Below are 23,298 nucleotides of genomic sequence, written 5' to 3'. Positions count from 1 at the left end.
GGCCCTAGAGAGCTGGCCCCTGACGGATCGTAGGGGGAGAAGAGGATTTAGAATATGCGTCGCGTCGTCGTCACAGGACTGGGGATCGTCTCGTCCATCGGCAACAACGCCCATGAGGTATTGGCCTCGCTGCGGGAAGCCAAATCCGGCGTGATCGCCGCGCCGGAGTACGCCGAGCTCGGCTTCCGCTGCCAGGTCCACGCCGCGCCCCAGATCGACTGGGAGGCGATGGTCGACCGCCGCGCCGCGCGTTTCTTGGCGCCCGGCACGGCCTACGCCCACATCGCCATGGAACAGGCGATCGCCGATTCCGGCCTCTCGGAGACCGAGATCTCCCACGAGCGCACCGGCCTGATCGTCGGTTCGGGCGGTCCCTCGACCCGCGTCATCATCGATGCGGCGGCGATCACCCGGGAAAAGGGCCCCAAGCGGATCGGCCCGTTCGCGGTGCCTAAGGCCATGAGCTCGGGCCCGTCTGCAGTGCTGTCGACCTGGTTCAAGATCCGCGGGATCAACTATTCGATCAGCTCGGCCTGCGCGACCAGCGCCCACTGCATCGGCGCGGCCGCCGAACAGATCCAGATGGGCAAGCAGGATGTGATCTTCGCGGGCGGCTGCGAGGAGCTGGACTGGAGCCTGTCGAACCTGTTCGACGCCATGGGCGCCATGAGCAGCAACTTCAACGACCGCCCGGCCGTGGCCAGCCGCGCCTATGACAAGAACCGTGACGGCTTCGTGATCGCCGGCGGCGCCGGCATCGTGGTTCTGGAAGAGTACGAACGCGCCAAGGCCCGCGGGGCCAAGATCTATGGGGAAGTTGTCGGCTACGCCGCCAATTCCGACGGCTACGACATGGTGGCCCCGTCGGGCGAAGGCGCGGCGCGCTGCATGCGCCTGGCCATGGCCGAGGCGGGCAACCGCGCTATCGACTATCTGAACCCGCACGGCACCTCGACGCCGGTCGGCGACAGCAAGGAGATGGGCGCGGTGCGCGAGGTGTTCGGCGACAAGGCGCCGATGATCTCGTCGACCAAGTCGCTCACTGGGCACAGCCTGGGCGCCGCCGGCGCGCAGGAAGCGATCTACTCGATCCTGATGCTCAACAACGACTTCGCGGCCGAGAGCGCCAATATCGAGGAGCTCGACCCCGAGTTCGCCGACCTGCCGATCCTGCGCCAGCGCGTCGACAAGCCGCTTGAGACGGTGATGTCCAACAGCTTCGGCTTTGGCGGCACCAACGGCACGCTGATCTTCAGCCGCGTCTAGAGCCGGCGGGCGTTGACCAGCGCCCGCGAGGCCTTCGACCTCTATCGCGCCGGCCGGACGGCCGAAGCCGCCGCCTTGTGCGAACGGCTGGTCGCCGCTGCGCCGAGCGTCGAGGCCTGGCACCTGCTGGGCGTGGCCCGGCTTGAGCTGGGTGCGGCGCAAGCGGCGCTGACGGCCCTGGACGCGGGCCTGGCGTTAGACCCTGTCCGTCCAGGCTTGCTGTCGGCCAGAACCCTGGCCCTGACGAGCCTGCACAGAGACGATGAGGCGGTGGTCGCGGCGCGCGCGGCCTTGGCGGTCGACCCTGACAATCCGCCAGTCTTCAACGCTCTGGCGGTTTCGCTTCAGCGGCTGGGTGGATTTTCCGAAGCGCTGGCGGCGATCGACCACGCAGTCGCGGCCGCCCCGCGCGAAGCGGCCTATCGGGCGCATCGCGCGGCGTTGCTGGTCTTGCTCAACCGTCCAGCCGAGGCCGCGCGCGACCTGGAGGCCGTGCTGGAGGTGAACCCCAGCCATCCACGCGTCGCTGGAGACCTGATGTGGGCTCGCCGTCAGACCTGTGACTGGCGGGAGGACGCGGCGCTGGACATGCTGGTCAAGGCGGACCTGAAGCTGGGCCGTGCGGGCGTCGCGCCCTTCGCCGCCCTGGCCTTGTTCGACCTCCCCGTTCTTCACCGCCGCTGCGCTACGCTTTCCGCTCCGCCAAGCGTTCCGGCGCCGGTATGGCCGGTCAGGCCGCCTGGCGAGAGGCTGCGCGTGGCCTATCTGTCCTCCGACCTGCACGAACACGCCACGGCGCGGCTTCTGGCGGGGGTTCTCGAGGCTCATGACCGATCGCGCTTCGAGATCTTCGCGGTTTCCTACGGGCCCGAGACCGGCGGGGCCATGCAAGAACGGCTACGGGTCGCCTGCGAACACTGGATCGAGGCCCGACGCCTCTCCGACGCCGAGATCGCTCTGAAGTGTCGCCGGCAAGGCGTTGATATCGCCGTAGATCTCAAGGGTTATACGCAGGACGGGCGTCCCGGGATTCTGGTCCATCGCGCCGCGCCCGTGCAGGTGAGCTGGCTGGGCTATCCCGGCACCTTGGGGGCGCACGCCGACGTTGTTCTGGCTGACGCCGTCACTCTTCCGCCGGGCGCGGAGATGAACTGGTCCGAAGCGGTGGTCCGTTTGCCGTGCTACCAGCCAAACGACGGTCTGACCTCGGTCATACCCGCCCCGAGCCGGGCCGATATGGGCCTGCCGGAGCGTGTGCGTGTGTTCTGCTGCTTCAACAACCCGGCGAAGATCACGCCCGAGGTGTTCGCGACCTGGATGGCGATCCTGCGCGCCGCGCCCAATAGTGTCCTCTGGCTGTACGCCGGCGCGCCGGGCGCGGCCGACAATCTTCGTGGCCATGCGCGGGCGGCGGGCGTCGCGCCTGAACGCCTGGTTTTCGCCGAACCGGCGCCGCACGACGAGCATCTGGCTCGCCACGCCCTGGCCGATCTGGTTCTCGACACCTGGCCCTATGGCGCGCACACCACCGCCAGCGACGCTTTGCGGATGGGCGTTCCGGTGTTGACCCTGCCGGGCGAGAGCTTCGCCAGCCGGGTCGGGGCCAGTCTGGCGACCGCCATCGGCATGACCGAACTGATCGCCACCTCCAGGGCCGACTATGTCGCCAAGGCCCTGGCGATGGCCGCCGACGGCGCCCTCAAGCCCCGGGTTGCGGAGGCCGTCCGGCGCTCGACCCTGTTTGATCCGGTCGCCTTCGCCCGCTCGCTGGAAACTGCCTACGCCGGCCTTGTCCGTCGCTGAGGGTTCCGCCGGGCGACGGCGCCTGCTAACCAGCGGTCAACGATTTGCGAAAGAGGGCCCCACACATGGCCGACGATTACGCGTTCCCCAAGGGCGAGCTGATGCGAGGCAAGAAGGGCCTCGTCATGGGCGTGGCCAACCACAACTCGATCGCCTGGGGCATCGCCAGCCAGCTGGCCGCCCAGGGCGCCGAGATGGCCTTCACCTACCAGGGTGAGGAACTGGAGCGCCGCGTGCGCCCGCTGGCCGAAAGCATCGGCGTCAAGACCATGATCCCCTGCGACGTCACTGACGACGCCTCGATGGATGCGGCCTTCGCCGAGATCGAGAAGGCGTTCGGGACGATCGACTTCGTGGTGCACTCGGTGGCCTTCGCCAACAAGAACGAGCTCAAGGGCTCGTTCGTCGACAACACCACGCGGGAAGGCTTCCTGCTGGCCATGAACATCTCGGCCTTCAGCTTCGTGGACGTCGCCAAGCGCGCTTCCAAGCTGATGCCGAACGGCGGCTCGCTGATCACCATGACCTATCTGGGTTCGGAGCGGACCATCCCGAACTACAACACCATGGGCGTGGCCAAGGCCGCCCTGGAAGCCTCGACCCGCTACATCGCCCGGGATCTGGGTCCCAAGGGCATTCGCTGCAACGCCATTTCGGCGGGCGCGATGCGCACTTTGGCCCTGGCGGGCATCGCCGGCGGTCGCGGCATGATCGCCCAGGGCCGTGCGTTCTCGGCGATGAAGGAAGACACCTCGATGGAAGGCGTCGCCGGCTGCGCCCTGTGGCTGGCCTCGGATCTTGGCAAGTCGACCACTGGCGAAGTCGTTCACGTCGACGCCGGCTTCCACATGATGGGCATGCCTGACGCCGAGGAGGCTTAAGCCTCCTCTGTCCAGGCTTACGGCGCGTAGGCGCGCATGAATCGTTCGGCCGCTTCCCGTGCGAGGCGGCCGAACTGTTCCTGGCTCTTTTCAGAGGGCAGGCGCAGAAGCGCGCGCAGTTGGCTGTGGCCCATGACCATGCCGGAGAAGAACTCCGCCGCCTGGTCGAAGTCTTCCACCTTCATCCGCCCCAGGCGCGTTTCGGTCTCCAGGAACGCGGCCAGCTGGCGACGCGCGTTCTGTGGTCCGGCTTCGAAGACTTCCTGGGCGATGTCGGGCATTTCGCCCGAACCCAGGATGATCACCCGCATCATCGAATAGCTCTTAGTGGTGATCATCGTCTCCAGCACCGAACGGGCATAGGCCTCCAGCGCTTCTGTCGGATTGTCGACCGCGCCGGGTTCGCGCAGGGAAGCGGTGATGCTCTCGACGCGGCGCTGCATCAGGGCCCGCATCAGTTCGGCCTTGGAGCCGTAGTGATTATAGACCGTCTGCTTGGAGACGCCTGCATGGCGGGCGATCGCCGACATCGGCGCGGCCAGACCGCGCTCGCCGATGACCTCGACGGCCGCGTCGAGGATCGCCTCGGTCTTGGCGACATCGATCTGTCCTGGGACGCGGGGCATCAGAAGACTCCAGACATCAGTGGGCGTCAGACGGCGGGGGCGGCGCGTTCTTGACGGGCGCGGCCAACAGGGAAACAGCCGCTGCGATAAAGCAGCCGATCGCCAGCAGGGTGAAACTGTCGCCGAAGGCCATCACGGTCGCCTGCTGCTGCATCATGCCGCCGACGGCCTTGCGCGCCGCGCCGGCCGGATCGGCGACACCCAGCTGCATCATGCGCTCGGTGAGGCCCGCGATCATGCCGGCCGCAGCGCTGCCCTGGGTCACCTTCGAGGTCAGGTCGTCGTAGTAGAGCGCCGTCTGTTGTGTGATCGAGGTGGCCAACAAGGCGAGGCCGATCGCGCCGCCGGTGTTACGCGACAGGTTCACGAGCCCCGAAGCGTTCTTGACCATGTGAGGCGGCAGGGTGCTCATCGTGATCTGCTGGGTGGCGATCATGGCGATCATCACGCCGACACCCCGGCAAGCCTGAACGCCGGCGAACTCCCAGAAGCCCCAGTCCTTGGTCACGCCGTGGGCCATGTACATGCCAAAGCCGGCCAGCAAGAAACCCACGCACATCGGCAGGCGTGGATCGGTCTTGCGGACGAGGCGCCCGGCGATCGGACCGGTCAGGAACATCGACAGGCCCGATATGACCATGGTCGTGCCCACCTCGGACGCCGAATAGTGTCGCACGCGCCCCAGGAACTGCGGCAGCAGGAAGGTGCCGCCAAACAGGCTGGCCCCGGACACCGCGGTCATCAGGACGCCGACCGTGAAATTGCGATTGGCGAAGGCGCGCAGCTCGACGATCGGGTTGCGATAGGTCAGCTGGCGCCACACGAAGACGACCCCGCCGAAGACCGCGACGACGGTCAACCACAGGATCAGGCTGTCGGATAACCAGTCCTCCTTGGCGCCTTCCTCCAGAACATACTGCATGCTCATCAGGAAAACGGCCATCACCGCGAGGCCGAACCAGTCGAAGCCCTTGGCCAGGCTGGGATCGCCCTTGTCGAAGTCGCCCCAGCGCGCCACGCCGAACAGCACGATCAGGCCGGTGGGCACATTGATGAAGAACAGCCATCGCCAGCTCAGCCACTCGGTCAGGTGACCGCCCAGGGTCGGGCCGACCGTCGGGGCCAGGGTGACGATCAGGCCCATGATCACGCTGGCCGTCACCCGACGCTCAGGCGGAAAGGCCGTGAAGGCGACGGCGAACACCGTCGGGATCATCGCCCCGCCGATGAAGCCCTGCAGGGCCCGGGTGATGATCATCATGTCGATCGAGGTCGACAGCCCCGTCAGGATGCTCATGACGATGAAGCCGGCGCAGGACGCCAGATAGAGCCTCTGCGTGCCCCATAGGCGCGAAAGGTATCCCGATAGCGGGATCATCACGACTTCGGGGATCAGATAGGCGGTCTGGATCCAGCTGACCTGGTCGGTGCTGGCGCCGACCCCGGCCTGGATCTGCGGCAGGGACGCCGCCACGATCTGAATGTCGAGAATGGCCATGAACTGGCCGATGACCATGGCCCCAAAGCCCAGAAACAGCTTTGTCCAATCGACCTGCGCTGTCGCGCCGGGCGTTGCGGGCGCGCTGGGGCTATCGGCGGGGAGGGCGGCGTCGGCCATGACGGGCGGGCCGACTAGCGGGCCGCGCCCTGTCGGGCCACCTGCGGCGTCATTTGCGCCGCCTCTGCGAACGAGGGGCCCGAGCGATCGCGGACATCCACCTTGATCTCGACCGACAGACCGGGCCGCAGGGCTGCGCCCAGCTGGCTGCGGTCGACGGCGATCTTCACCGGGAGGCGCTGGGTGATCTTGGTGAAGTTGCCGACGGCGTTCTCAACCGGGATCAGCGCGAACTCTTGGCCCGTAGCGGGTGCGAAGCTGTCGACCTTGCCGACGATCTTTTCCTTGCCGAAGGCGTCTGCCTTGATTTCGACGGGCTGGCCGATGCGCAGGCGGGCGACCTGGGTCTCCTTGAAGTTGGCGACGACATAGGCCTGGCCCAGCGGCACCACCGACATCAGGGCGACGCCCGGCTGAACCAGTTGGCCCGGGCGGACAGCGCGGGCGCCGACCACGCCGCTGACCGGCGCGCGGATCACGGTGCGTTCAAGGTCCAGCTTGGCCTGTTCGACAGCGGCATGGGCGGCGGCGGCCTGGGCGATTGCCTGGGCCTTGGCCGAGCCCAGCGATTGGGCGGCGCGCTTCTCGGCTTCCAGCGCGGCCTGGGCGCTGGCGACGCCGGCGGCGGACTGGGTCGCGGCCGCGCGTGTGGTCTGCACCTTCTGCTGCGACACCCAGCCCTGGTCGGCCAGGGCGTTGTAGCGGTCAAGGTCGGCCTTGGCGCGGCTGGCGTCGGCCTGGGCGCTGGTCACGCCGGCCGCCCTCTGGGCGATCACGGCCTGCTCCAGGCTGTTCTTGTCATCGATCGCCCTAACGGCGGCGTCCGCCGCTGCGGCGTTGGCGATCGCCTGGTCCACCCGCGCCTGGAAGGTCGACGGATCGATCTTGGCCAGCACCTGACCGGGCTCGACGCGCTGGTTATCCGCGACAAGCACCTCGGCGACATAGCCGGAGACTTGCGGGCTGACCTGCACGGTGTCGGCCTGGACGAAGGCGTTGTCGGTGCTCTCGAAGTGCTGCTTGTCCAGGAACCAAAGGGTTCCGCCGACCAGAACCGCAGCGATCGCCACGCCACCGACGATCAGGGGAACCAGCTTCTTCTTCTCTGACGCCGCCATGGCCAAGCCCTTGTCGAATGACAACAAGCGCGCCGGATAGTCAGGTCCGGCGCAACATACAAGGGATAAATGGACGCAGTCGTCCAAAAATCAACAGAGGCGCTCGATCAACGCCTCTATCCGCAGCAGGACGGAGGGGGCGGGCCATGGGGCTGCGACACCGCGCCGCAATTTCCGCTTGCATTGGAATCGCGCCATCCTAAAAGCCGCTCCCCATCGCAGCCAAGGCTTCGGGAGTGCGTATCTCCGCCGGCGTGTGTTCGTCGGTTCCGCCTATTGGCCGCAGGAGGTTACCGTGAAGTCCCAGTCCCCGACCGGCCAGACGCCGCTCGACATGATCCGCCCGGTTCTGTGGATGGCCGCCGCCGCCTTCGCCGCAGGGTTTGGCGGCTACCTGGTCCTGGGCCTGCGGGCCATCCAGCCTGTGGCCAACTAGACTCCGGTCGATCCGAAACCGCCCGCGCCTCGCTCTGTCGCGTCCAGGTCCTCGACCTCGACCAGGGGCCATTGGGGCGCGGCGGCGATGACGCCCTGGGCGATGCGGTCGCCACGGCGGATCGTGAAGTCCTCTTCGCCCAGATTGATCAGCAGCACGCAGACCTGGCCGCGATAGTCGCTGTCGACGGTGCCCGGCGCGTTGACGACCGTGACGCCGTTCTTGAGCGCAAGTCCCGAGCGCGGACGCACCTGCATCTCGTAGCCGTCGGGGATCGCAACCGAAAAGCCCGTCGGGGCCATGCAACGGGCGCCCGGCTTCAGGACGATCGGCGCCTCATCCGGCACATGGGCCCGCAGGTCGAAACCCGCCGCGCCGGCCGTGGCGTAGGCGGGGACCGGCAGGTCGGCGTTGCCCTCCCAGCGCTTGAAACGAATGGCGAGACCAGCGGGGATGGCGGACATGCGGAGCTCCTCGGACGCGTTGGCTCCGGCTGTAGCTGATTTGCCCGGCGCTCTGAAGGCTAACCCAAGGCCTCTGCGATCCGTTGGGCGATCTGAGCGGCGACCCGATCCTTGGCGGCGCGGTCCCAGCGCTCGGTTCCGGTTTTGGTCACCAGCAGCACGGCGTTCTCGCCGCCGCCCATGACGCCGGGCTCGGTGACATCGTTGGCGATGATCCAGTCGCAACCCTTGCGCGCCAGCTTGGCGCGGGCGTGCTCCTCGACATGGTCGGTCTCCGCCGCGAAACCGACGACAAGGCGCGGGCGATGGGGTCCGCTGGCCGACAAGGTCGCCAGGATGTCGGGATTCTCGACGAAGGTCAGGGCCGGCGGTCCGCCCTTCTCCTTCTTCAGCTTGCTGCCAAACGCCTCGTCGACCCGCCAGTCGGCCACAGCCGCGACAAAGACGCCGACGTCGGCGGGCAGAGCGGCCTGGCTGGCCGCCAGCATCTGTCGGGCGGTCTCGACATCGATCCGGCGGACGCCGGGTGGGGTCGGAAGCGCGACGGGGCCTGCGATCAAGGTCACCTCTGCGCCGAGCTTGGCCAGAGCCTCAGCGATCGCGAAGCCCTGTTTGCCGCTGGACCGGTTTGTAATGCCGCGCACGGGATCGATGGGTTCGAACGTCGGTCCAGCGGTGACCAGCGCCCGCTTGCCCTCCAGCGGTCGGGCGGCGGGACCTTCCAGCGCCGCCATGATCGCGGCGAAGATCGCCTCGGGTTCGGCCAGGCGACCGGGGCCGAATTCACCGCATGCCATGGCGCCCTCCTCAGGGCCGACGAAGCGCACGCCGTCGGCCTTGAGAGTCGCGATATTGCGTTGGGTGGCTGGATGCAGCCACATGCGCACGTTCATGGCTGGGGCCATCAGGACAGGCTTGTCGGTGGCCAGCAGCGTGGTGGAGGCCAGGTCTCCGGCCAGACCCTGGGCCGCCTTGGCGATCAGGTCAGCGGTCGCCGGCGCCACCACCACGAGATCAGCCGAGCGCGACAGCTCGATATGGCCCATCTCATGCTCGTCGGTCAGCGAGAAGAGATCCTCGTAGACCTTGTCCTCGGCCAGCGCGGCCAGAGACAAGGGCGTGACGAACGCGGCGCCGGCCTTGGTCAGGATCGGTCGCACGGCCACGCCGGCCTTTCTTAGAAGGCGCGTCAGCAGCAGCGCCTTGTAGGCCGCCACACCGCCGCCGACGATCAGAAGAACCCGCTTCTCGCCCACGTCCCGCTCCACGCTCCGGTCGTTCCCCCAGCACATGCCCATCCGCGCGCCAAAGCGCCAGAGCCAATCGGAGGGCGAAAAAGGGACTCGACTCGCGTTCCGCTTTCGTTCATCAATCGTCTAGGTAGAGCAATTGGGTTATTACGATCATGAAGATTGTACAACGTCTGCCCGCCTGCGCCCTGACGATCTTGATCATGGTTGGACTTGCGGGCTGCGATAGCGGGGCTTCTGCGGTGAAGGCTCCGACGGGGAGCGACCGGATCGCGGCGAGTGAGGGCGTCGCCGTATCCCCCAGCGGTGAGGGCCGTCGAGACGATCCGCGCGATGCGCCCGTCAAGCTGATCGCGGGCAAGCCTTACTGGGCCGCCAATCGTACACGCTCGGCCGATGAGAACGCCCAGCGATCCTTCGAGCGAAATGGGGCCAGTTTCTCGGCGAAGTCAGTGGATGACTATGTCTCCAAGGTCCACGCCTTCGTCAGTGATCCGCCAAGGGGCGCCGAGACGCTCAAGCGGCCGAATGGCGATCTTCTCATCTACGATCCCAAGGACAACGTCTTCGCGGTGGTTTCGCGCGAGGGCGCGCCGCGCACGATGTTCCGACCAGAGGAGGGCGGAGCCTACTGGGATGAACAGAAGGCTCGCGAAGCACGCCGAGCGTCGGCGGCGAAGGCGCGCGGTCGAGATCAGGCGGAAGGATGAGGGGGCGTGTTCACGCTCGGTCTGGCATGCCGGAGGAAGTCGTCATGGATGCCCTTACTGTGCCCGCCGCCGCCCTTCGCGACACCAGCGCCGTTGAGCTGGCGCGCGTCTGGATCGCTGAGCGCGGCCTTCATTGCTCGCTGAAATTTGGCCTCTACGCTGAGGAAAGCGTGGTCATGGAAACCACCGCCTGGGGCATTATCCTGGCCGATCTGGCAGGACACGTCGCCGATGCCCTCAGCGCCGAGGGCATGGGTCCACGGTCGGCGCTTTATGAGGCGATTGTCGGGAGTTTCAACGTCGAGGCCACGAGCCCAACCGCTCAACGAACGGGAGGTGCGCCGGCTGCCTCTGGATGATTGATCCTAGCGGGCCAGGAGCACACCGGTCACAAAGGCCGCTCCCGCCGTGGCCGCGCCGACCAGAAACCAGAGCAGGGGCCAGGTGTGAAGGCGTTCGGCGGCGACGGGCGGGGGTGCGGTGGGGGTCTCCGCCAGCCGCGCGAGAGCCTTGATCGCCCGTATCGCCTCTTCGGCGAAGTCTCGCGCCTTGGCGGCGGGGGAGAGCTCACGGCCGATCCACCGCCGTACGACCGGATCTGCGGCCGCCCAAAGATCGTGGGTGGGATCAATCCGGCGAGCGACGCCTTCAACGGTGACCATGGTCTTCTGAAGCAGAACGAGCTCAGGGCGCAGCGCCATATCGAACAGGGCGGTAATCTCGAACAGCTGCGCCAGCAGTCGGCCCATCGAGACCTCGCGCGCTTTACGGCCAAACACCGGCTCGCCGACAGCGCGCAGGGCTTGGGCGAAGGCGTCCATATCCTGGTGGGCGGGCACATAACCGGCGTCGAAATGGATCTTGGCCACGCGCGCATAGTCACGATTGAGAAAGCCGTAGAGGATCTCGGCGAGGTAGCGGCGCTCGCCGGGCCCCAGGCGACCGACAATGCCATAGTCCACCGCCGTGATCGCGGCCGGCGCGGCGATGAACAGATTGCCCTCGTGGAGGTCGGCGTGGAACAGGCCGTGATCCAGCGCTTGGGCGAGGAAACCGCGCGTGACGTTCTCGGCCAGCGCCTTGCGGTCCAGGCCTGGCAGATCCAGTGCGGCGGGGCCAGATAAGGGTGCGCCTTCCGCCCAGCTCAGGGTCAGGACGCGTTTGCCGACGCCCTCCCAGCAGACGGCGGGCGCGCGCATATAGGGGTCTTTGGCCATGGCCTCGCCCAGCTCGGCGCAGCCGGCGGCCTCGAAGCGCAGGTCCATCTCAAGCTCGAGTGCGCGGATCACGACCTCGACGAACTCGGTCGGACGCAGACGTCGCGAGGCTGGGACGAGGGTCTCGGCGAGACGCGCGGCCAGGCGCAGGACGGCGGTGTCTCGGGCGACCTGCCGCTCGACGCCCGGGCGCAGGACCTTGACCGCGACCTTTTGGCCGTCGACCAGCGTTGCGGGGTGGGCCTGGGCCAGAGAGGCGGCGGCCACCGGTTCACCGATCTCGGCGAAGATCTCATCCAGCGGCTTGCCGAGGTTGCGGGCGATCTCGGCCCTGGCGACGCTCAGTGGAAAGGCCGGCAGCCGGTCCTTCAGGCGCGACAGGTCATCGGCGAAGGCCGCGCCGAAGATATCGGCGCGGGTCGACAGGAACTGGCCCATCTTGATTGCGGCCGGCCCTTGACGTTCGAGCACCGCCGCCAGGCGTTCCCCCGGCCGTCCCTTGCGGGCGGCCGGGCCTGCGAAGAGGCGCAGGACGCGCCCAGCCAGCTTCGCGCTGGGGGGAAGCAGGGGTTCCAGTTCACGCGGGATCAGAGCGTCGGCCCGGACCAAGGCCCAGCCCGCGCCGGTCAGGCGCCAGAAGGCTTCGAGCGTGGCCACGGTCCTAGATCGCCCAGCCCTGGTGCAGGGCCGCGACGCCGCCGGTGAAGTTGGTGAAGGTCACGCGCTTGAAGCCGGCCGTTTCGATCATGCCCGCGAAGGTCCGCTGATCGGGGAAGCGTCGGATGCTCTCCACCAGGTACTGGTAGGCCTCGCGGTCCTTGGCGACCCACTCGCCGACCTGCGGAATGACCTTGAAGCTGTAGGCGTCATAGGCCTTGGCCAAAGGCTCGGTGACCGGCCGCGAGAATTCCAGGCACAGGAACCGGCCGCCCGGCTTGAGCACGCGCCGAGCTTCGCGCAGGGCCGCGTTGATGTCGGTCACGTTACGGATGCCGAACGAGATCACATAGGCGTCGGCATAGGCGTCCGGCAGCGGCAGGCGCTGGGCGTCGCCGACGGTCCAGGTGATCTCCGGCTCGCCGCCCCGCTCGATTCCGGCCATGATCATTTCGGCGTTGTAGTCGACGATGTTGATCGTCGCGTCGGGGCCGCCTCGGCGTTCCTGGGCCTTTCGCGCCATCTTGGCGAAGCGGCGCGCCATATCGCCGGTGCCGCCGGCGCAGTCGATGATCACCTCGCCGGGCTGCGGATTGAGACGCGCGGCCACCGCGTCTTTCCACAGCCGGTGGACGCCGCCGCTCATCAGATCGTTCATGATGTCGTAGTTCTTGGCGACGCGGTCGAAGACCCCGCGCACCAGGCCCGCCTTCAGCGAGGCGTCGACATCCTTGAAACCGAAGCTGGCGGAGGTGTTGCTCATGACGTCTTTGGGCCGGGCTTTCTATATCTTAAGTCCGCTATTAGCCCGCGACACGCCCGCCGTCATCCGCCGAAGGTTCCCTGTGCCCGAATTGCCCGAAGTCGAGACCGTCCGCCGGGGCCTGGAGCCCGTCTTGTCCGGGGCGCGTCTTTCCAGCGTCCGCGCCAACCGGCCCGACCTGCGCTTCCCGCTCCCCGACGGTTTCGTTCAGCGGCTGAGCGGCGCGCGGATCCTGCGCCTGGATCGGCGCGCCAAGTACATCCTGGCCCCGCTCGACCGGGGCGACACCTTGGTGATGCACCTGGGCATGACCGGCCGCTTCGAGATCGCCGCGCCGACGGGGACGGTTCGCCCCGGTGACTTCGCCCGAGAAGTGACGCCCGACGACAAGCACGCCCACGTCGTTTTCGAGACCGAGGACGGGGCGACGATCACCTATTACGACCCGCGCCGGTTCGGCTTCATGGACCTGATCCCGACCGATAGGGTGAGTCATCACCCGTGGTTCGCCACCATGGGCCCCGAGCCGCTCGGCGAAGGGTTCGACGTCTGCACGTTGGAAAAGGCCTTCGCCAATCGCAAGCAGGGCCCCAAGACGCTGCTGCTGGACCAGCGCACGGTCGCGGGCCTGGGCAATATCTATGTCTGCGAGGCGCTGCACAGATCGGGGATCTCGCCTTTCAAGCCGTCAGGCGGCATCACCCGCAAGCGCCTTGGTCCGCTGACCGTCGCCATCAAGGAGGTCCTAGCCGAGGCGGTCGAGGTGGGCGGCTCAACGCTGAAGGATTTCGCGGCCGCCGACGGCGCGCTGGGCTATTTCCAGCACCGCTTCCGGGTCTACGACCGCGAGGGCGAGCCGTGCCCGACGCCGGCGTGCAAGGGCGTGATCGCCCGGGAGGTCCAGGCGGGACGTTCAACCTTCTTCTGTCCGGTCTGTCAGGTCTGAGCGTCCATCGCCTCAGACCTTCAGGTCGGCCGTGACCGGCGCGTGGTCGCTAGGGCGCTCCCATTCGCGCACGTCGTCGTGGACTCGCGAGGAGACCTTGCCGTCCAGGATCGCGGCGTCGCGCAGGCCAGGGCTGGCCAGGATGTGGTCCAGGCGCAGGCCGCGGTTGGACTTGCGGAAATCAGCGGCGCGATAGCTCCACCAGGAAAACAGCTTCTGCGGCTCCGGCGTCGCCAGGCGCGGTAGGTCCAAGAGGTCCATCGACTTGATCAATGCGTCGAAGGCTTCCAGCTCCGGCGGCGTATGGCTGACCACTTTCAGCATCTGGCGGTGGCTCCAGACGTCGTTCTCGCCCGGCGCGATATTGAGGTCGCCGGTGACGATCAGCGGGGCCTTGGGGTCACGCTTCTTCAGGGCGGCGGTCAGGGTCTCGTAGAAATCGAGCTTGTGGTCGAACTTCGGATTGCCGATCCGATCGGGCGTGTCCCCGCCGGCCGGAATGTAGAAGTTCTGGATCTCGACCCCGGCCACCTTGACCGCCACACAGCGGGCGTGGCCCTCGCGGCAGGTCATCAGGGTGGGAACGTCTTCGATCGGCAGGCGCGAGGCGATGGCCACCCCATGCCAGCCCTTCTGACCGGCGATCTTCAGGTGCGGCAGGCCCATGGCCTCGAACGCTTCCCGCGGAAACTCGCCCTCCTGGCACTTGATCTCCTGCATGCAGAGGACGTCCGGAGCTTGCTCGTCGACGAAGCGTGCGGCCTGTTCGGCGCGGAGGCGGACGGAATTGACGTTCCAGGTGGCGATACGGAGGCGCATGGCCCCGCTCTATCGCGGTTTTTGGAGACCGGAAAGAAAAACGCCCAGATGCGTCGAGCATCTGGGCGAAAGTCTAGTCTCTCATGCCGCCGCCGGGAGGGGATAGGTTCCGGCACGGTTTGCGAGGAGCGGGTCGGTCGCCCATCGCCATGCGTGTTAAATATGCCACGTCCTAATTTTTAGTCAAGCAAGCCGGATGTTGATTCTTGCCTGTTGTGAGAATGTCACAAATCCGCCGACCTACGGTTTACCAACCTTGCGACGAGGATCGGTCAGGACAAACAGCTTGGGGTCGAGATCCGCCGTCTCGGCGAAGTCGCTGAGGCGCACGCGGATCTGGCCGCCCTTGATGTCGGTGACCGTCCAGCCCATCAGGCCGACGGGGCCGTTCGAGAAGTCCATCGAGATGCGGCCCAGCGCCTGGCGCTTGGCGTCTTGCGCCACGATCGTGAAGCCGTCGGCCAGCGGCCGGACATCGGTGATGACCACGCCGCGATCCAGGCGAACCTCGCGCGCCAGCAGCAGGTTCAGCGGCGTCTTGCTGAGCGGATAGCTCTCATAGGTCTTCAGGCGGCTGTCGAAGATGTTGACGTTGTTGCCGTTGCTGACGACCAGCAGGCCCGCCGGCGGATCATAGGCGAACCGCGCCTTGCCGGGGCGCTGCAGATAGAAGGTCCCTTGGGTCTGGGTTCCGCGCTGATCGGTCTGCACAAAGCGACCCTTGGCCGAGGACAGCCCCTGGATATAGGTGGTGGCCTTGTCCAACAGCGCCTTCTGCTCGGCGGACAGCTGGGCCGGAACCGGCGCGGTCGAGCCCTGGGCCCAGGCGGGGGTGAGCAGGGCGGGCGAGGCGAGGGCGGCGGCGAGGCCGGCCGCCAGAAGGATACGGCGCGTGGTCATCTGGACTCCTTAGCCTCAACCTTGGCCGCCGCGAAGGCCGTCGCAAGGCCATTTTCCGGCGGCGCGATGAAGCCGCGTTCAGGTTGGGAGCGTCCGAAACGCCGCAGCATCGCTCGAGGCCGCCTAGAGCGGTGGCGGCGGCGGGGCCAATATCTCGCGCTTGCCGGCGTGATTGGCGGCGCCGACGACGCCCTCCTTCTCCATCCGTTCCATCAGCGAGGCGGCGCGGTTGTAGCCGATCTGCAGGCGGCGCTGGATGTAGCTGGTCGAGGCCTTGCGGTCGCGGGTGACCACGGCCACGGCGTGGTCGTAGAGGTCGTTGGCGCCGCCCTCGCCCGAGAAGGCGCCTTCGATCGCCTCTTCCTGTTCCTCGTCGCCGCCGGCGGTGACCTCCTCGAGGTACTGCGGAATGCCCTGGTCGCGCAGGAACCTGGCCACGGCCTCGACTTCACCGTCCGACACGAACGGACCGTGCAGGCGGGTGATGCGGCCGCCACCGGCCATGTAGAGCATGTCGCCCTGGCCCAGCAGCTGCTCGGCGCCCTGCTCGCCCAGGATGGTGCGGGCGTCGATCTTGCTGGTGACCTGGAAGCTGATCCGCGTCGGGAAGTTGGCCTTGATGGTGCCGGTGATGACGTCGACCGACGGGCGCTGGGTGGCCATGATCAGGTGGATGCCGGCGGCGCGGGCCATCTGGGCCAGGCGCTGCACGGCGCCTTCGATATCCTTGCCGGCCACCATCATCAGGTCGGCCACCTCGTCGATGACCACGACGAGATAGGGCATGGGCTCGGGGCGGATCTGCTCGGTCTCATAGATCGGACGGCCGGCGTCGTCGAAGCCCGTCTGGACCGTGCGCTCGAAGTGCTCGCCCTTGGCGGCCGCCTCGTTGGCCTTCTCGTTGTAGCCGCCGATGTTGCGCACGCCGATCTTGGACATCCGCCGATAGCGGTCCTCCATCTCGCGGACGGTCCACTTCAGGGCCACGACGGCCTTCTTCGGATCGGTCACGACGGGGGCCAGAAGGTGCGGGATGCCGTCATAGACGCTCAGTTCCAGCATCTTGGGATCGACCATGATGAAGCGGCACTTCTCGGGCGGCAGCTTGTACAGGATCGACAGGATCATGGCGTTGACGCCGACCGACTTGCCCGAGCCGGTGGTGCCGGCGATCAGCAAGTGGGGCATCTTGGCGAGGTCGGCGATATACGGCTCGCCGCCGATGGTCTCGCCCAGCGCCATGGGCAGGATCTGGCTGGCCTTCTCATAGTCGGCGCTGGACAGCAGGTCGCGCAGATAGACGGTCTCGCGCCGCTGGTTCGGCATTTCGATGCCGATGGCGTTGCGGCCCTGGGCCACGGCCACGCGGCACGAGATCACGCTCATCGAGCGGGCGATGTCATCGGCGAGCGCAACGACGCGCGCGGTCTTGACGCCCGGGGCGGGCACCAGCTCGTACATGGTGACCACCGGGCCGGGGCGGATCTGGTCGATCTGACCCTTGACGCCGAACTCGGCCAGCACGCTTTCCAGCAGGCGGGCGTTCTGGCGCAGGGCCGCGGCGTCCACCTCGGACGAACGCGGCTTGGACTTGGCCAGCATGGCCAGTTCGGGCAGCTGGAAGCCGGCGTCTTCCTCGAAGTCGAAGGCCTTCTGCTGCTCGCGCGCCTCACGGCCGGACTCCTTCACGGGCGTCTTGGGCTTGGCGATGGCCATGGGCCGGGCGTCCAGGCTGTCCTCGAACGCGTCCTCGTCGTCCTGGACCGGCGGCGGGGTATAGGCGCGCTGCGCAGCGGCCGGCTGCGAGGCCGCGATCGGGGTTTCGTCGTCGTCGGCTTCCAGCGGGGGGAGGCGACCGGCGCGCGGGGCCGCGGGCTCGGCCTTCTCGCGCCTGGCGCGGACGGGCTTGGCCACGGGCGCGGGTTCAGGTTCCGGCTCGGGGCGCGCGCGGGGTTGCAGGGCGTTGCTGACGGCGGCGTGGATGGCGTCGGGGTCGACCTCACGCACGCCGATGGCGAAGCCGAGCGCCGCGATGGCGGCGATCCCGAACAGGATGGCGGCGATGATGGTCGCGCCGGGGATGTGGGCGAAGCTGAGGACAGCGGCGACCATGTGCAGCAGGGAGTCGCCCCAGAAGCCGCCCAGACCCTTTTCTAGCTGCCAGATGGCGGGTGGCGGCGGCGCGGCCAGCACGGCCGACAGCGCCAAGAGGCCCAGGGCCCCGACCAGCGCCCGCTGGCGCAGGTCCTTGCGCTCGGCGTCGGGGTCGGCCTGGGCCACGCGGGTGACGCCGAACACCAGCATCAGCAGCGCAATGCCCCAGGCCGACAGGCCCAGCGACTGCATCAGAATATCGGAAATCGCCGCGCCCAGGCCGCCCAGCGCATTGCTAGCCGGCTCGCCCGTCACGGCGTTGAAGCTGGGATCGGTGGCGTTGTAGGTGGCGATAGCGAGCAGCAGCACCGCCCCGACGACGGTGACGATCCCGCCCCGGAACCGGGCCGTCCAGGGCTGGGCCCAGCCATAACGGATCGCATCCCAAAGGAGCTCCGTCGTGGATCGCCGCGCGGCTCGCGCCATGAAAGTCTCCGAACTCAACCGTCGTCTCTTTGGACCCGCGCAAGACGGGTCGAACCGCGATGTTGTGCCTGAAGAGCGTTAAGGGCTGTTTACGACGTCCGTTAGGATGCTGGTTATGACGCATCTCCCTTCCGCTTGATGGGGAACCGCCGGGGAAAAATCCTCCCCCCAGCGGGGGAGGTGTCCGCGTAGCGGACGGAGGGGGAAGTCCTGTTGAGCTTGCCCCTTCCCCCTCCGTCGTCTCTTCGAGCCGACACCTCCCCCGCTAGGGGGAGGATTTTGGGCGCGTTTCATCGGCTTCACGCGACTGATCGCTGAAGGTCTGGAAAGGGCTGCGGAGCGCCGGACGTTCGTCCGGAATGTGAGTTTGTAGATACCGTTTCGACGAAGCCCGACGCTCCGCGCGGCCGTTATCCGCCAGCGTCCCGTCAGGTGGCCCTGTTCAGGCCTTACCGGGACCCGAGCCCCGGGTTTCCCAGGCGCTCGACGGTCGAAGAGGACGAGCCACTACAGGCTAAGACACATCCCTTTGCCTCCAACCACGCCGACGGCGGGCGGGTGAGCCCAGCAAGCTCATCCCCGGACCGTTCGAGTATCCCCCTCGAACCTAGCCCCGCTCGACCGCCCCCCGCCGCCGCAAATGGTCGCTGGCCATGCGCCCTTTCCTCGCGACGAGGTGGGATCATTGTGCAGGCGGTTTTGCGGGGGATGCGTCGATTTTGGATAGGCCCACTGTGTTGAGGGCTAAGGCGTTGATTACGTTGGTCCTGGGGAGCGGATACGCCCGTGCGACACCGGGGACTGGGGCGCTTGGGGAAGATATTCGGAGCGGGCGATCTGATGAGCGGACGTTCGCGATGTCGGTGGAGGGTGGAAGGCGGACCATGCTCCCTCTCCCAAAGGGAGAGGGTTGGGGAGAGGGGTTACGGCGCCCGACGGAGCGCCGGCACGCCGTCTAACCTCGTAACCCCTCTCCCTCCCACCGCTTCGCGGCGGGCCCCTCCCTCTCCCTTTGGAAGAGGGATTCTGTTTGGCGCCAAGGTCCGCAACGGGTCGAAACCCGTCTCCGCCATAGCCGCCGAAAGCGACCCGCCGCCTTCGCCCTAAGCCGCCTCGAACGCCAGCGGGGCGCCCCAGAAGCTCTGGACCAGGCCGTTTTGCGGACCCGGCGTTCCGGTGGTCAGGAACACACGCCCGCCGCCCGTTCCCACGTCATATTCGGGGTGACGCTCCAGATAGAGCGCCAGGCCCTCGGCGGTGGCCGCCGGCTGCTGGATCAGCGGGGTGCCCGCCGGTAGGGCGGCGCGGAAGATGTCGGCGATGATCTCATAGTGGGTGCAGCCCAGCACGACCCGGTCGGGATAGCGGCCGATGCGGGTCTTCAGCGCCTGGACGTGGCCCTCCACCGCCTTGGCGATCTCGACGACGCTGGCGTCGCCCTCGATCAGCGGGACCAGCTCTGGGCAGGCCTCGGAGAACACCGCCAGATCCTGTTTGCGCTTGTCGATCTCGATCTCATAGACCCGCGAGCGCACCGTGGCCTGGGTGGCGAAGACCCCCAGGATGTCCAGGGCCTGGACCATCTCGCCGCGGCGCTCGGCCTCGTGCTCCCAGGGCAGGCCCGTGGCCTTTTCGATGGTCGGCACGATGATGCCGAGGATGTTGACCGGGCGGCCGATGTCTTTGCGATAGCCCGGCAGCCAGGTCTGCTGCAGGCGGCGCAGGGCGATGGCCGAGGCGGTGTTGCAGGCCAGAACGACCAGGCTGGCGCCGCGCTCGAACAGACGGATGCAGCCGGCCTTGGTCAGCTCGACGATGTCCTCGCCGGTCCGCACGCCATAGGGCGCGTTGGCCTGGTCAGCCAGATAGGTGAAGTCCGCCTGGGGCAGACGTTGCACGAGGGCGCGGTGGACCGAGAGGCCGCCCACGCCAGAGTCAAAGACGCCGATCATGGGCCAAGCTGTAGCCGCCAAAGCGGGGCGCGTCCACGCACTGGGGAAGGTTACGGCCCTGTCATGTGACAGGTCGGCCGCCCATATCCTAGGGTCACGGCCAACACTTTCACCGGAGATCCTCCGTGCAACGTCGCACCTTTCTCGCCACGGCCGCCGTCACCGGCGCCATGGCCGCCCTTCAACCCGGCCTCGCCCTTGCGGAGACCCCAAATCCTATGACCCAGAAGTGGGCCGGGCGCTTCGGCGGCGTGCCCGCCTTCGACAAGGTCAAGGTCGCTGACTTCAAGTCGGCCCTGGAAGCGGCCATGGCCAAGAACCTGGCCGAGATCGACGCCATCACCGCCGGCAAGGCCGCGCCGACCTTCGAGAACACGATCGCGGCGCTGGAAGACGCCGGTCGCATGCTCAATGACGTCCAGACCTACTACTACATCTGGGGCTCGAACATGAGCACGCCGGAGTTCCAGAAGGTCGAGGAGGAGATGGATCCCAAGCTCTCGGCCCACTACGACAAGATCAACCAGAACGCCGCGCTCTTCGCCCGTATCGAGGCGGTCTACAACGCACCGGACAAGGCCAAGCTGACGCCCGAGCAGCAGCGGGTGCTGTGGATCTACTACACCAACTTCGTGCGGTCGGGTGCGAAGCTGTCGCCCGAGGCCAAGGCCCGGGTCGGCGCGATCAACACCGAGCTGGCCGGCCTCTACACCAAGTTCAGCCAGAACCAGCTGGCCGACGAGAACACCTGGATCGAACTGTCCGAGGCTGATCTGGCCGGCCTGCCCGAGGGCCTCAAGGCCGCCGCCGCCTCGAACGCCGCGACGCGCAAGCTTCCGGGCAAGCATGTGATCGTCAACACCCGCTCCAGCGTCGATCCGTTCCTGACCGGGTCGCCGGTGCGCGCGGCGCGCGAGAAGGTCTGGCGCGCCTTCGTCAATCGCGGCGACAACGGCGGGGCGACCGACAACAACGCCATCATCAGCAAGATCCTGAAGCTGCGCGTCGAGCGGGCCAAGCTCTTGGGCTACAAGACCCACGCCCACTGGCGCCTCGAGAACGCCATGGCCAAGACGCCTGAAAACGCCATGGCGCTGATGGAGGCCGTCTGGAAGCCGGCCATCGCCCAGGTGGCCATCGACGTCGCCGACATGCAGGCGATCATCGACAAGGAGGGCGGCGGCTTCAAACTGGAGCCCTGGGACTATCGCTTCTACGCCGAGAAGGTGCGCAAGGCGAAGTACGACCTCGATATGAACGAGGTGAAGCCGTACCTGCAGCTGGATAAGCTGCGCGAGGGCATGTTCTGGGCCTCGGGCCAGCTCTACGGCTTTGAGTTCAAGAAGCTGGAAGGCATCCCTGTCTTCCACGAGGATGTCACGGTTTACGAGGTGACGCGCGGCGGCAAGCATGTGGGCCTGTGGTACTTCGACCCCTATGCGCGTCCCGGCAAGCGTTCGGGCGCGTGGATGAACGCCTACCGCACCCAGGAGCGGTTCAAGCGCGAGACCACCACGATCGTCTCGAACAACTCCAACTTCATCAAGGGCAAGCCCGGCGAGCCGGTGCTGATCTCGTGGGATGACGCGGTCACGCTGTTCCACGAGTTCGGCCACGCCATCCACGGCCTGAACGCCAATGCGACCTATCCGTCGGTGTCGGGCACGGCCGTGGCGCGTGACTATGTCGAGTTCCCCAGCCAGCTGAACGAGCACTGGCTGTCGACCCCGCAGGTGCTGAACCAGTTCGCTCTGCACTATCAGACCGGCAAGCCTATCCCGGCCGAGCTGGTCAAGAAGATCGAGGCCGCCGGCAAGTTCGGTCAGGGCTTCGGCACGACCGAGTATCTGGCCAGCGCCCTGATCGACATGAAGCTGCACCTGGCCGGCGACGTGGACATCGATCCGGACAAGTTCGAGCGCGAGGAACTGGCCAAGCTGAACATGCCCAAGGAGATCGTGATGCGGCACCGCACGCCGCAGTTCGGCCACGTGTTCTCGGGCGATGGCTATTCGGCCGGCTACTACAGCTATCTGTGGTCCGACACCCTGACCGCCGACGCCGCCGAGGCCTTCGCCGACGCGCCGGGCGGCTTCTATGACAAGGCCGTCGCCAAGCGGCTCTACGAGGACATCATGTCGGCGGGCAACACGATCGATCCGGTCGAGCAGTTCCGCGCCTTTCGGGGCCGGGACGTCAAGATCGGCGCCCTGATGCGCAAGCGCGGCTTCCCGGTTCCGCCGGGGGCCTGAGGCAGATCCCCTAACCCTCCTCCCGCAGGAGGAAGGGTTAGGGGCTTCGGGGGCTGAAGGAGTTTTGATGATCGCGTCCGCCGCTCTGGCTCTTTCCCTGGCGCTTTCCGGACAAGCCGCCCCGCCGCCCGTCGCGCTCGACGCTGCGCCGGGGCAGGACGAAAGCGCCGTCGTCGCTGAACTGACGATCATGGCCAAGCCGCAGGGGCCGGCGGTTTGGCTGGTCGAGAAGGACGGGGCCAAGCTCTACATCCTGGGCTCGGCCCCGCCGCTGCCGCATCAGCTGAAATGGCAAAGCCCGCGCCTCAACAAGGCGCTGGACAAGGCGAGCCTTGTCCTCGTGCCCCCCGAGGCGGCCGTGGGGGTCACCCAGGTGGCCGGTTTCGTCCTGAAGCTGGGCGGCGGCCTGCGCCAGCCGCTGGGCAAGGCGCTCGAGGACCAGCTCCCGCCGGATCTGAAGGCGCGCTTTGTCGAGTCCCGCACCCAGGCCCGAAAAGGCGCGGGCGAGTACAAGAACTGGAAGCCGGCGGTGGCCGGGTTTCTGCTGCTGTCGGATTTCCGTCAGGCCGCCGGCCTGTCCGAGGCCAAGCCCGTCAGCACGATCGAGCGCATGGCCAAGGCGCGCAAGCTGAAGGTCAAGGCGGTGGGGCAGTACCGGATGAGCGCGGTCACCGCCATCGCGGGCAAGCTCTCGCCGGAAGACCAGCTCTATTGTCTGCGCGTGGCCCTGGACGAGGTGGCCTATGACGGCGCCCATTCCACCACGATCGGGCGCGACTGGGCCGAAGGCGATCTGGCCTCGGTGCGCGCCCGTTACCGCGCCAGCGCCGCGCAGCGGTGCCTGACCCACGTTCCGGGCGGGGCAGCGTTGCTGGAAAAGGGACTGGTCCAGACCGCCGACGCCATGACCGAGGCGCTAAAGCGGCCGGGGGTCACGGTCGCGGTGGTCGATCTTGGCTTCCTGTTGCCGGCCGACGGGGTCCTGGACCGCCTGAAGGCGCGGGGCGCGACGATCACCTCGCCCGTCGAATAGGGCGGTG

General features: G+C 67.3%; 22 protein-coding genes and 1 pseudogene. 11 read left to right on the top strand and 12 right to left on the bottom strand.

The features are described 5' to 3' along the window. Positions 1–54: 54 nt before the first annotated feature. The 3 genes from fabB (at position 55) to CVUC_RS09410 (ending at position 3,950) form a co-directional block, all read left to right on the top strand. A complete protein-coding gene (gene fabB / locus CVUC_RS09420; protein WP_096034675.1) occupies positions 55–1,266 on the top strand; it encodes a beta-ketoacyl-ACP synthase I in 1,212 nt (403 codons plus the stop codon). Positions 1,267–1,278: 12 nt separating this feature from the next. Next, positions 1,279–3,069 carry a hypothetical protein gene (locus tag CVUC_RS09415; RefSeq protein ID WP_096034674.1) on the top strand — a complete coding sequence of 597 codons (1,791 nt, stop codon included), beginning with the start codon at positions 1,279–1,281 and terminating at the stop codon, positions 3,067–3,069. Positions 3,070–3,134: 65 nt separating this feature from the next. After that, complete coding sequence (locus CVUC_RS09410) at positions 3,135–3,950, top strand: enoyl-ACP reductase FabI (RefSeq protein WP_024265997.1); 816 nt, start codon at positions 3,135–3,137, stop codon at positions 3,948–3,950. A gap of 17 nt (positions 3,951–3,967) precedes the next feature. Here CVUC_RS09410 and CVUC_RS09405 read toward each other — a convergent pair whose 3' ends face one another. Genes CVUC_RS09405 through CVUC_RS09395 form a run of 3 tightly spaced genes read right to left on the bottom strand, consistent with a single transcriptional unit; the run spans position 3,968 to position 7,318 of the window. Then, positions 3,968–4,576, bottom strand: coding sequence for a TetR/AcrR family transcriptional regulator (locus CVUC_RS09405; protein ID WP_010921543.1), 609 nt, complete (start codon positions 4,574–4,576; stop codon positions 3,968–3,970). Between the two features lie 16 nt (positions 4,577–4,592). Then, positions 4,593–6,194: a DHA2 family efflux MFS transporter permease subunit gene (locus tag CVUC_RS09400; protein WP_096034673.1), complete on the bottom strand. Its 1,602-nt coding sequence runs from the start codon at positions 6,192–6,194 to the stop codon at positions 4,593–4,595. A gap of 14 nt (positions 6,195–6,208) precedes the next feature. Further along, the gene (locus CVUC_RS09395; protein ID WP_164468290.1) at positions 6,209–7,318 is read right to left on the bottom strand and encodes an HlyD family secretion protein; all 1,110 of its coding nucleotides are present in this window, start codon (positions 7,316–7,318) and stop codon (positions 6,209–6,211) included. Positions 7,319–7,607: 289 nt separating this feature from the next. On the opposite strand from CVUC_RS09395, the gene CVUC_RS09390 reads away from it, so the two are divergent. Beyond that, positions 7,608–7,748, top strand: a complete 141-nt coding sequence (locus CVUC_RS09390; protein WP_024265995.1) for a hypothetical protein — start codon at positions 7,608–7,610, stop codon at positions 7,746–7,748. Here the strand turns inward: CVUC_RS09390 and dut are convergent. Together dut and coaBC are read right to left on the bottom strand one after the other, a co-directional pair. Further along, positions 7,745–8,212, bottom strand: a complete 468-nt coding sequence (dut, locus tag CVUC_RS09385) for a dUTP diphosphatase (protein WP_096034670.1) — start codon at positions 8,210–8,212, stop codon at positions 7,745–7,747. The genes CVUC_RS09390 and dut overlap by 4 nt on opposite strands. Before the next feature lie 59 nt (positions 8,213–8,271). Then, complete coding sequence (gene coaBC, locus CVUC_RS09380; protein ID WP_164468253.1) at positions 8,272–9,468, bottom strand: bifunctional phosphopantothenoylcysteine decarboxylase/phosphopantothenate--cysteine ligase CoaBC; 1,197 nt, start codon at positions 9,466–9,468, stop codon at positions 8,272–8,274. Between the two features lie 149 nt (positions 9,469–9,617). Here coaBC and CVUC_RS09375 point away from each other — a divergent pair, with 149 nt between their 5' ends. Both CVUC_RS09375 and CVUC_RS09370 read left to right on the top strand, forming a co-directional pair. Further along, entirely contained in the window at positions 9,618–10,172 is a 555-nt protein-coding gene (locus tag CVUC_RS09375) for a hypothetical protein (RefSeq protein ID WP_015923347.1), read from the top strand. Then, the gene (locus CVUC_RS09370) at positions 10,169–10,531 is read left to right on the top strand and encodes a DUF5076 domain-containing protein (RefSeq protein WP_096034668.1); all 363 of its coding nucleotides are present in this window, start codon (positions 10,169–10,171) and stop codon (positions 10,529–10,531) included. The genes CVUC_RS09375 and CVUC_RS09370 overlap by 4 nt, the downstream gene beginning before the upstream one ends. A 6-nt stretch (positions 10,532–10,537) precedes the next feature. On the opposite strand, the gene ubiB is transcribed toward CVUC_RS09370, so the two are convergent. Together ubiB and CVUC_RS09360 are read right to left on the bottom strand one after the other, a co-directional pair. Further along, positions 10,538–12,046, bottom strand: a complete 1,509-nt coding sequence (gene ubiB, locus CVUC_RS09365; RefSeq protein ID WP_096034667.1) for a 2-polyprenylphenol 6-hydroxylase — start codon at positions 12,044–12,046, stop codon at positions 10,538–10,540. A 4-nt stretch (positions 12,047–12,050) separates the two neighbouring features. Beyond that, complete coding sequence (locus CVUC_RS09360; protein WP_096034666.1) at positions 12,051–12,809, bottom strand: class I SAM-dependent methyltransferase; 759 nt, start codon at positions 12,807–12,809, stop codon at positions 12,051–12,053. A gap of 82 nt (positions 12,810–12,891) precedes the next feature. Here CVUC_RS09360 and mutM point away from each other — a divergent pair, with 82 nt between their 5' ends. Beyond that, entirely contained in the window at positions 12,892–13,755 is an 864-nt protein-coding gene (gene mutM, locus CVUC_RS09355) for a bifunctional DNA-formamidopyrimidine glycosylase/DNA-(apurinic or apyrimidinic site) lyase (RefSeq protein WP_096034665.1), read from the top strand. Positions 13,756–13,767: 12 nt separating this feature from the next. Here the strand turns inward: mutM and CVUC_RS09350 are convergent, their stop codons facing one another. The 3 genes from CVUC_RS09350 to CVUC_RS09340 all read right to left on the bottom strand — a co-directional run bounded on the left by CVUC_RS09350 (position 13,768) and on the right by CVUC_RS09340 (position 18,072). After that, the gene (locus tag CVUC_RS09350) at positions 13,768–14,574 is read right to left on the bottom strand and encodes an exodeoxyribonuclease III (protein WP_096034664.1); all 807 of its coding nucleotides are present in this window, start codon (positions 14,572–14,574) and stop codon (positions 13,768–13,770) included. A gap of 240 nt (positions 14,575–14,814) precedes the next feature. Then, positions 14,815–15,474 (bottom strand): outer membrane lipoprotein carrier protein LolA, encoded by a 660-nt coding sequence (locus tag CVUC_RS09345; RefSeq protein WP_096034663.1) that lies wholly within the window; start codon positions 15,472–15,474, stop codon positions 14,815–14,817. Between the two features lie 123 nt (positions 15,475–15,597). Continuing rightward, positions 15,598–18,072, bottom strand: a complete 2,475-nt coding sequence (locus CVUC_RS09340) for an FtsK/SpoIIIE family DNA translocase (protein ID WP_164512753.1) — start codon at positions 18,070–18,072, stop codon at positions 15,598–15,600. 251 nt (positions 18,073–18,323) lie between these two features. On the opposite strand from CVUC_RS09340, the pseudogene CVUC_RS20815 reads away from it, so the two are divergent. Beyond that, a pseudogene (locus CVUC_RS20815) lies at positions 18,324–18,572 on the top strand (hypothetical protein); the annotation flags it as partial. On the opposite strand, the gene CVUC_RS20370 reads toward CVUC_RS20815, so the two are convergent. Further along, positions 18,504–18,740 (bottom strand): hypothetical protein, encoded by a 237-nt coding sequence (locus CVUC_RS20370; RefSeq protein WP_233279799.1) that lies wholly within the window; start codon positions 18,738–18,740, stop codon positions 18,504–18,506. The pseudogene CVUC_RS20815 and the gene CVUC_RS20370 sit on opposite strands and share 69 nt — an antisense overlap. A gap of 154 nt (positions 18,741–18,894) precedes the next feature. On the opposite strand from CVUC_RS20370, the gene CVUC_RS09325 reads away from it, so the two are divergent. Next, positions 18,895–19,161 (top strand): hypothetical protein, encoded by a 267-nt coding sequence (locus CVUC_RS09325; RefSeq protein WP_423748630.1) that lies wholly within the window; start codon positions 18,895–18,897, stop codon positions 19,159–19,161. On the opposite strand, the gene CVUC_RS09320 is transcribed toward CVUC_RS09325, so the two are convergent. Continuing rightward, complete coding sequence (locus tag CVUC_RS09320; RefSeq protein WP_096034659.1) at positions 19,158–20,006, bottom strand: glutamate racemase; 849 nt, start codon at positions 20,004–20,006, stop codon at positions 19,158–19,160. The two genes, CVUC_RS09325 and CVUC_RS09320, sit on opposite strands and share 4 nt — an antisense overlap. A 125-nt stretch (positions 20,007–20,131) precedes the next feature. Between CVUC_RS09320 and CVUC_RS09315 the strand changes: the two genes are divergently transcribed. Together CVUC_RS09315 and CVUC_RS09310 are read left to right on the top strand one after the other, a co-directional pair. Further along, positions 20,132–22,258, top strand: coding sequence for a M3 family metallopeptidase (locus CVUC_RS09315; protein ID WP_096034658.1), 2,127 nt, complete (start codon positions 20,132–20,134; stop codon positions 22,256–22,258). A 64-nt stretch (positions 22,259–22,322) separates the two neighbouring features. Next, positions 22,323–23,291: a TraB/GumN family protein gene (locus tag CVUC_RS09310; RefSeq protein WP_096034657.1), complete on the top strand. Its 969-nt coding sequence runs from the start codon at positions 22,323–22,325 to the stop codon at positions 23,289–23,291. The last annotated feature ends 7 nt before the right edge of the window (positions 23,292–23,298 follow it).

Origin of the sequence: Caulobacter vibrioides (assembly GCF_002858865.1) — a bacterium.
GTDB lineage: Bacteria > Pseudomonadota > Alphaproteobacteria > Caulobacterales > Caulobacteraceae > Caulobacter > Caulobacter vibrioides.
The sequence above is the reverse complement of the archived record's forward strand: the minus strand, read 5'-3'. Positions and strand labels throughout refer to the sequence as shown.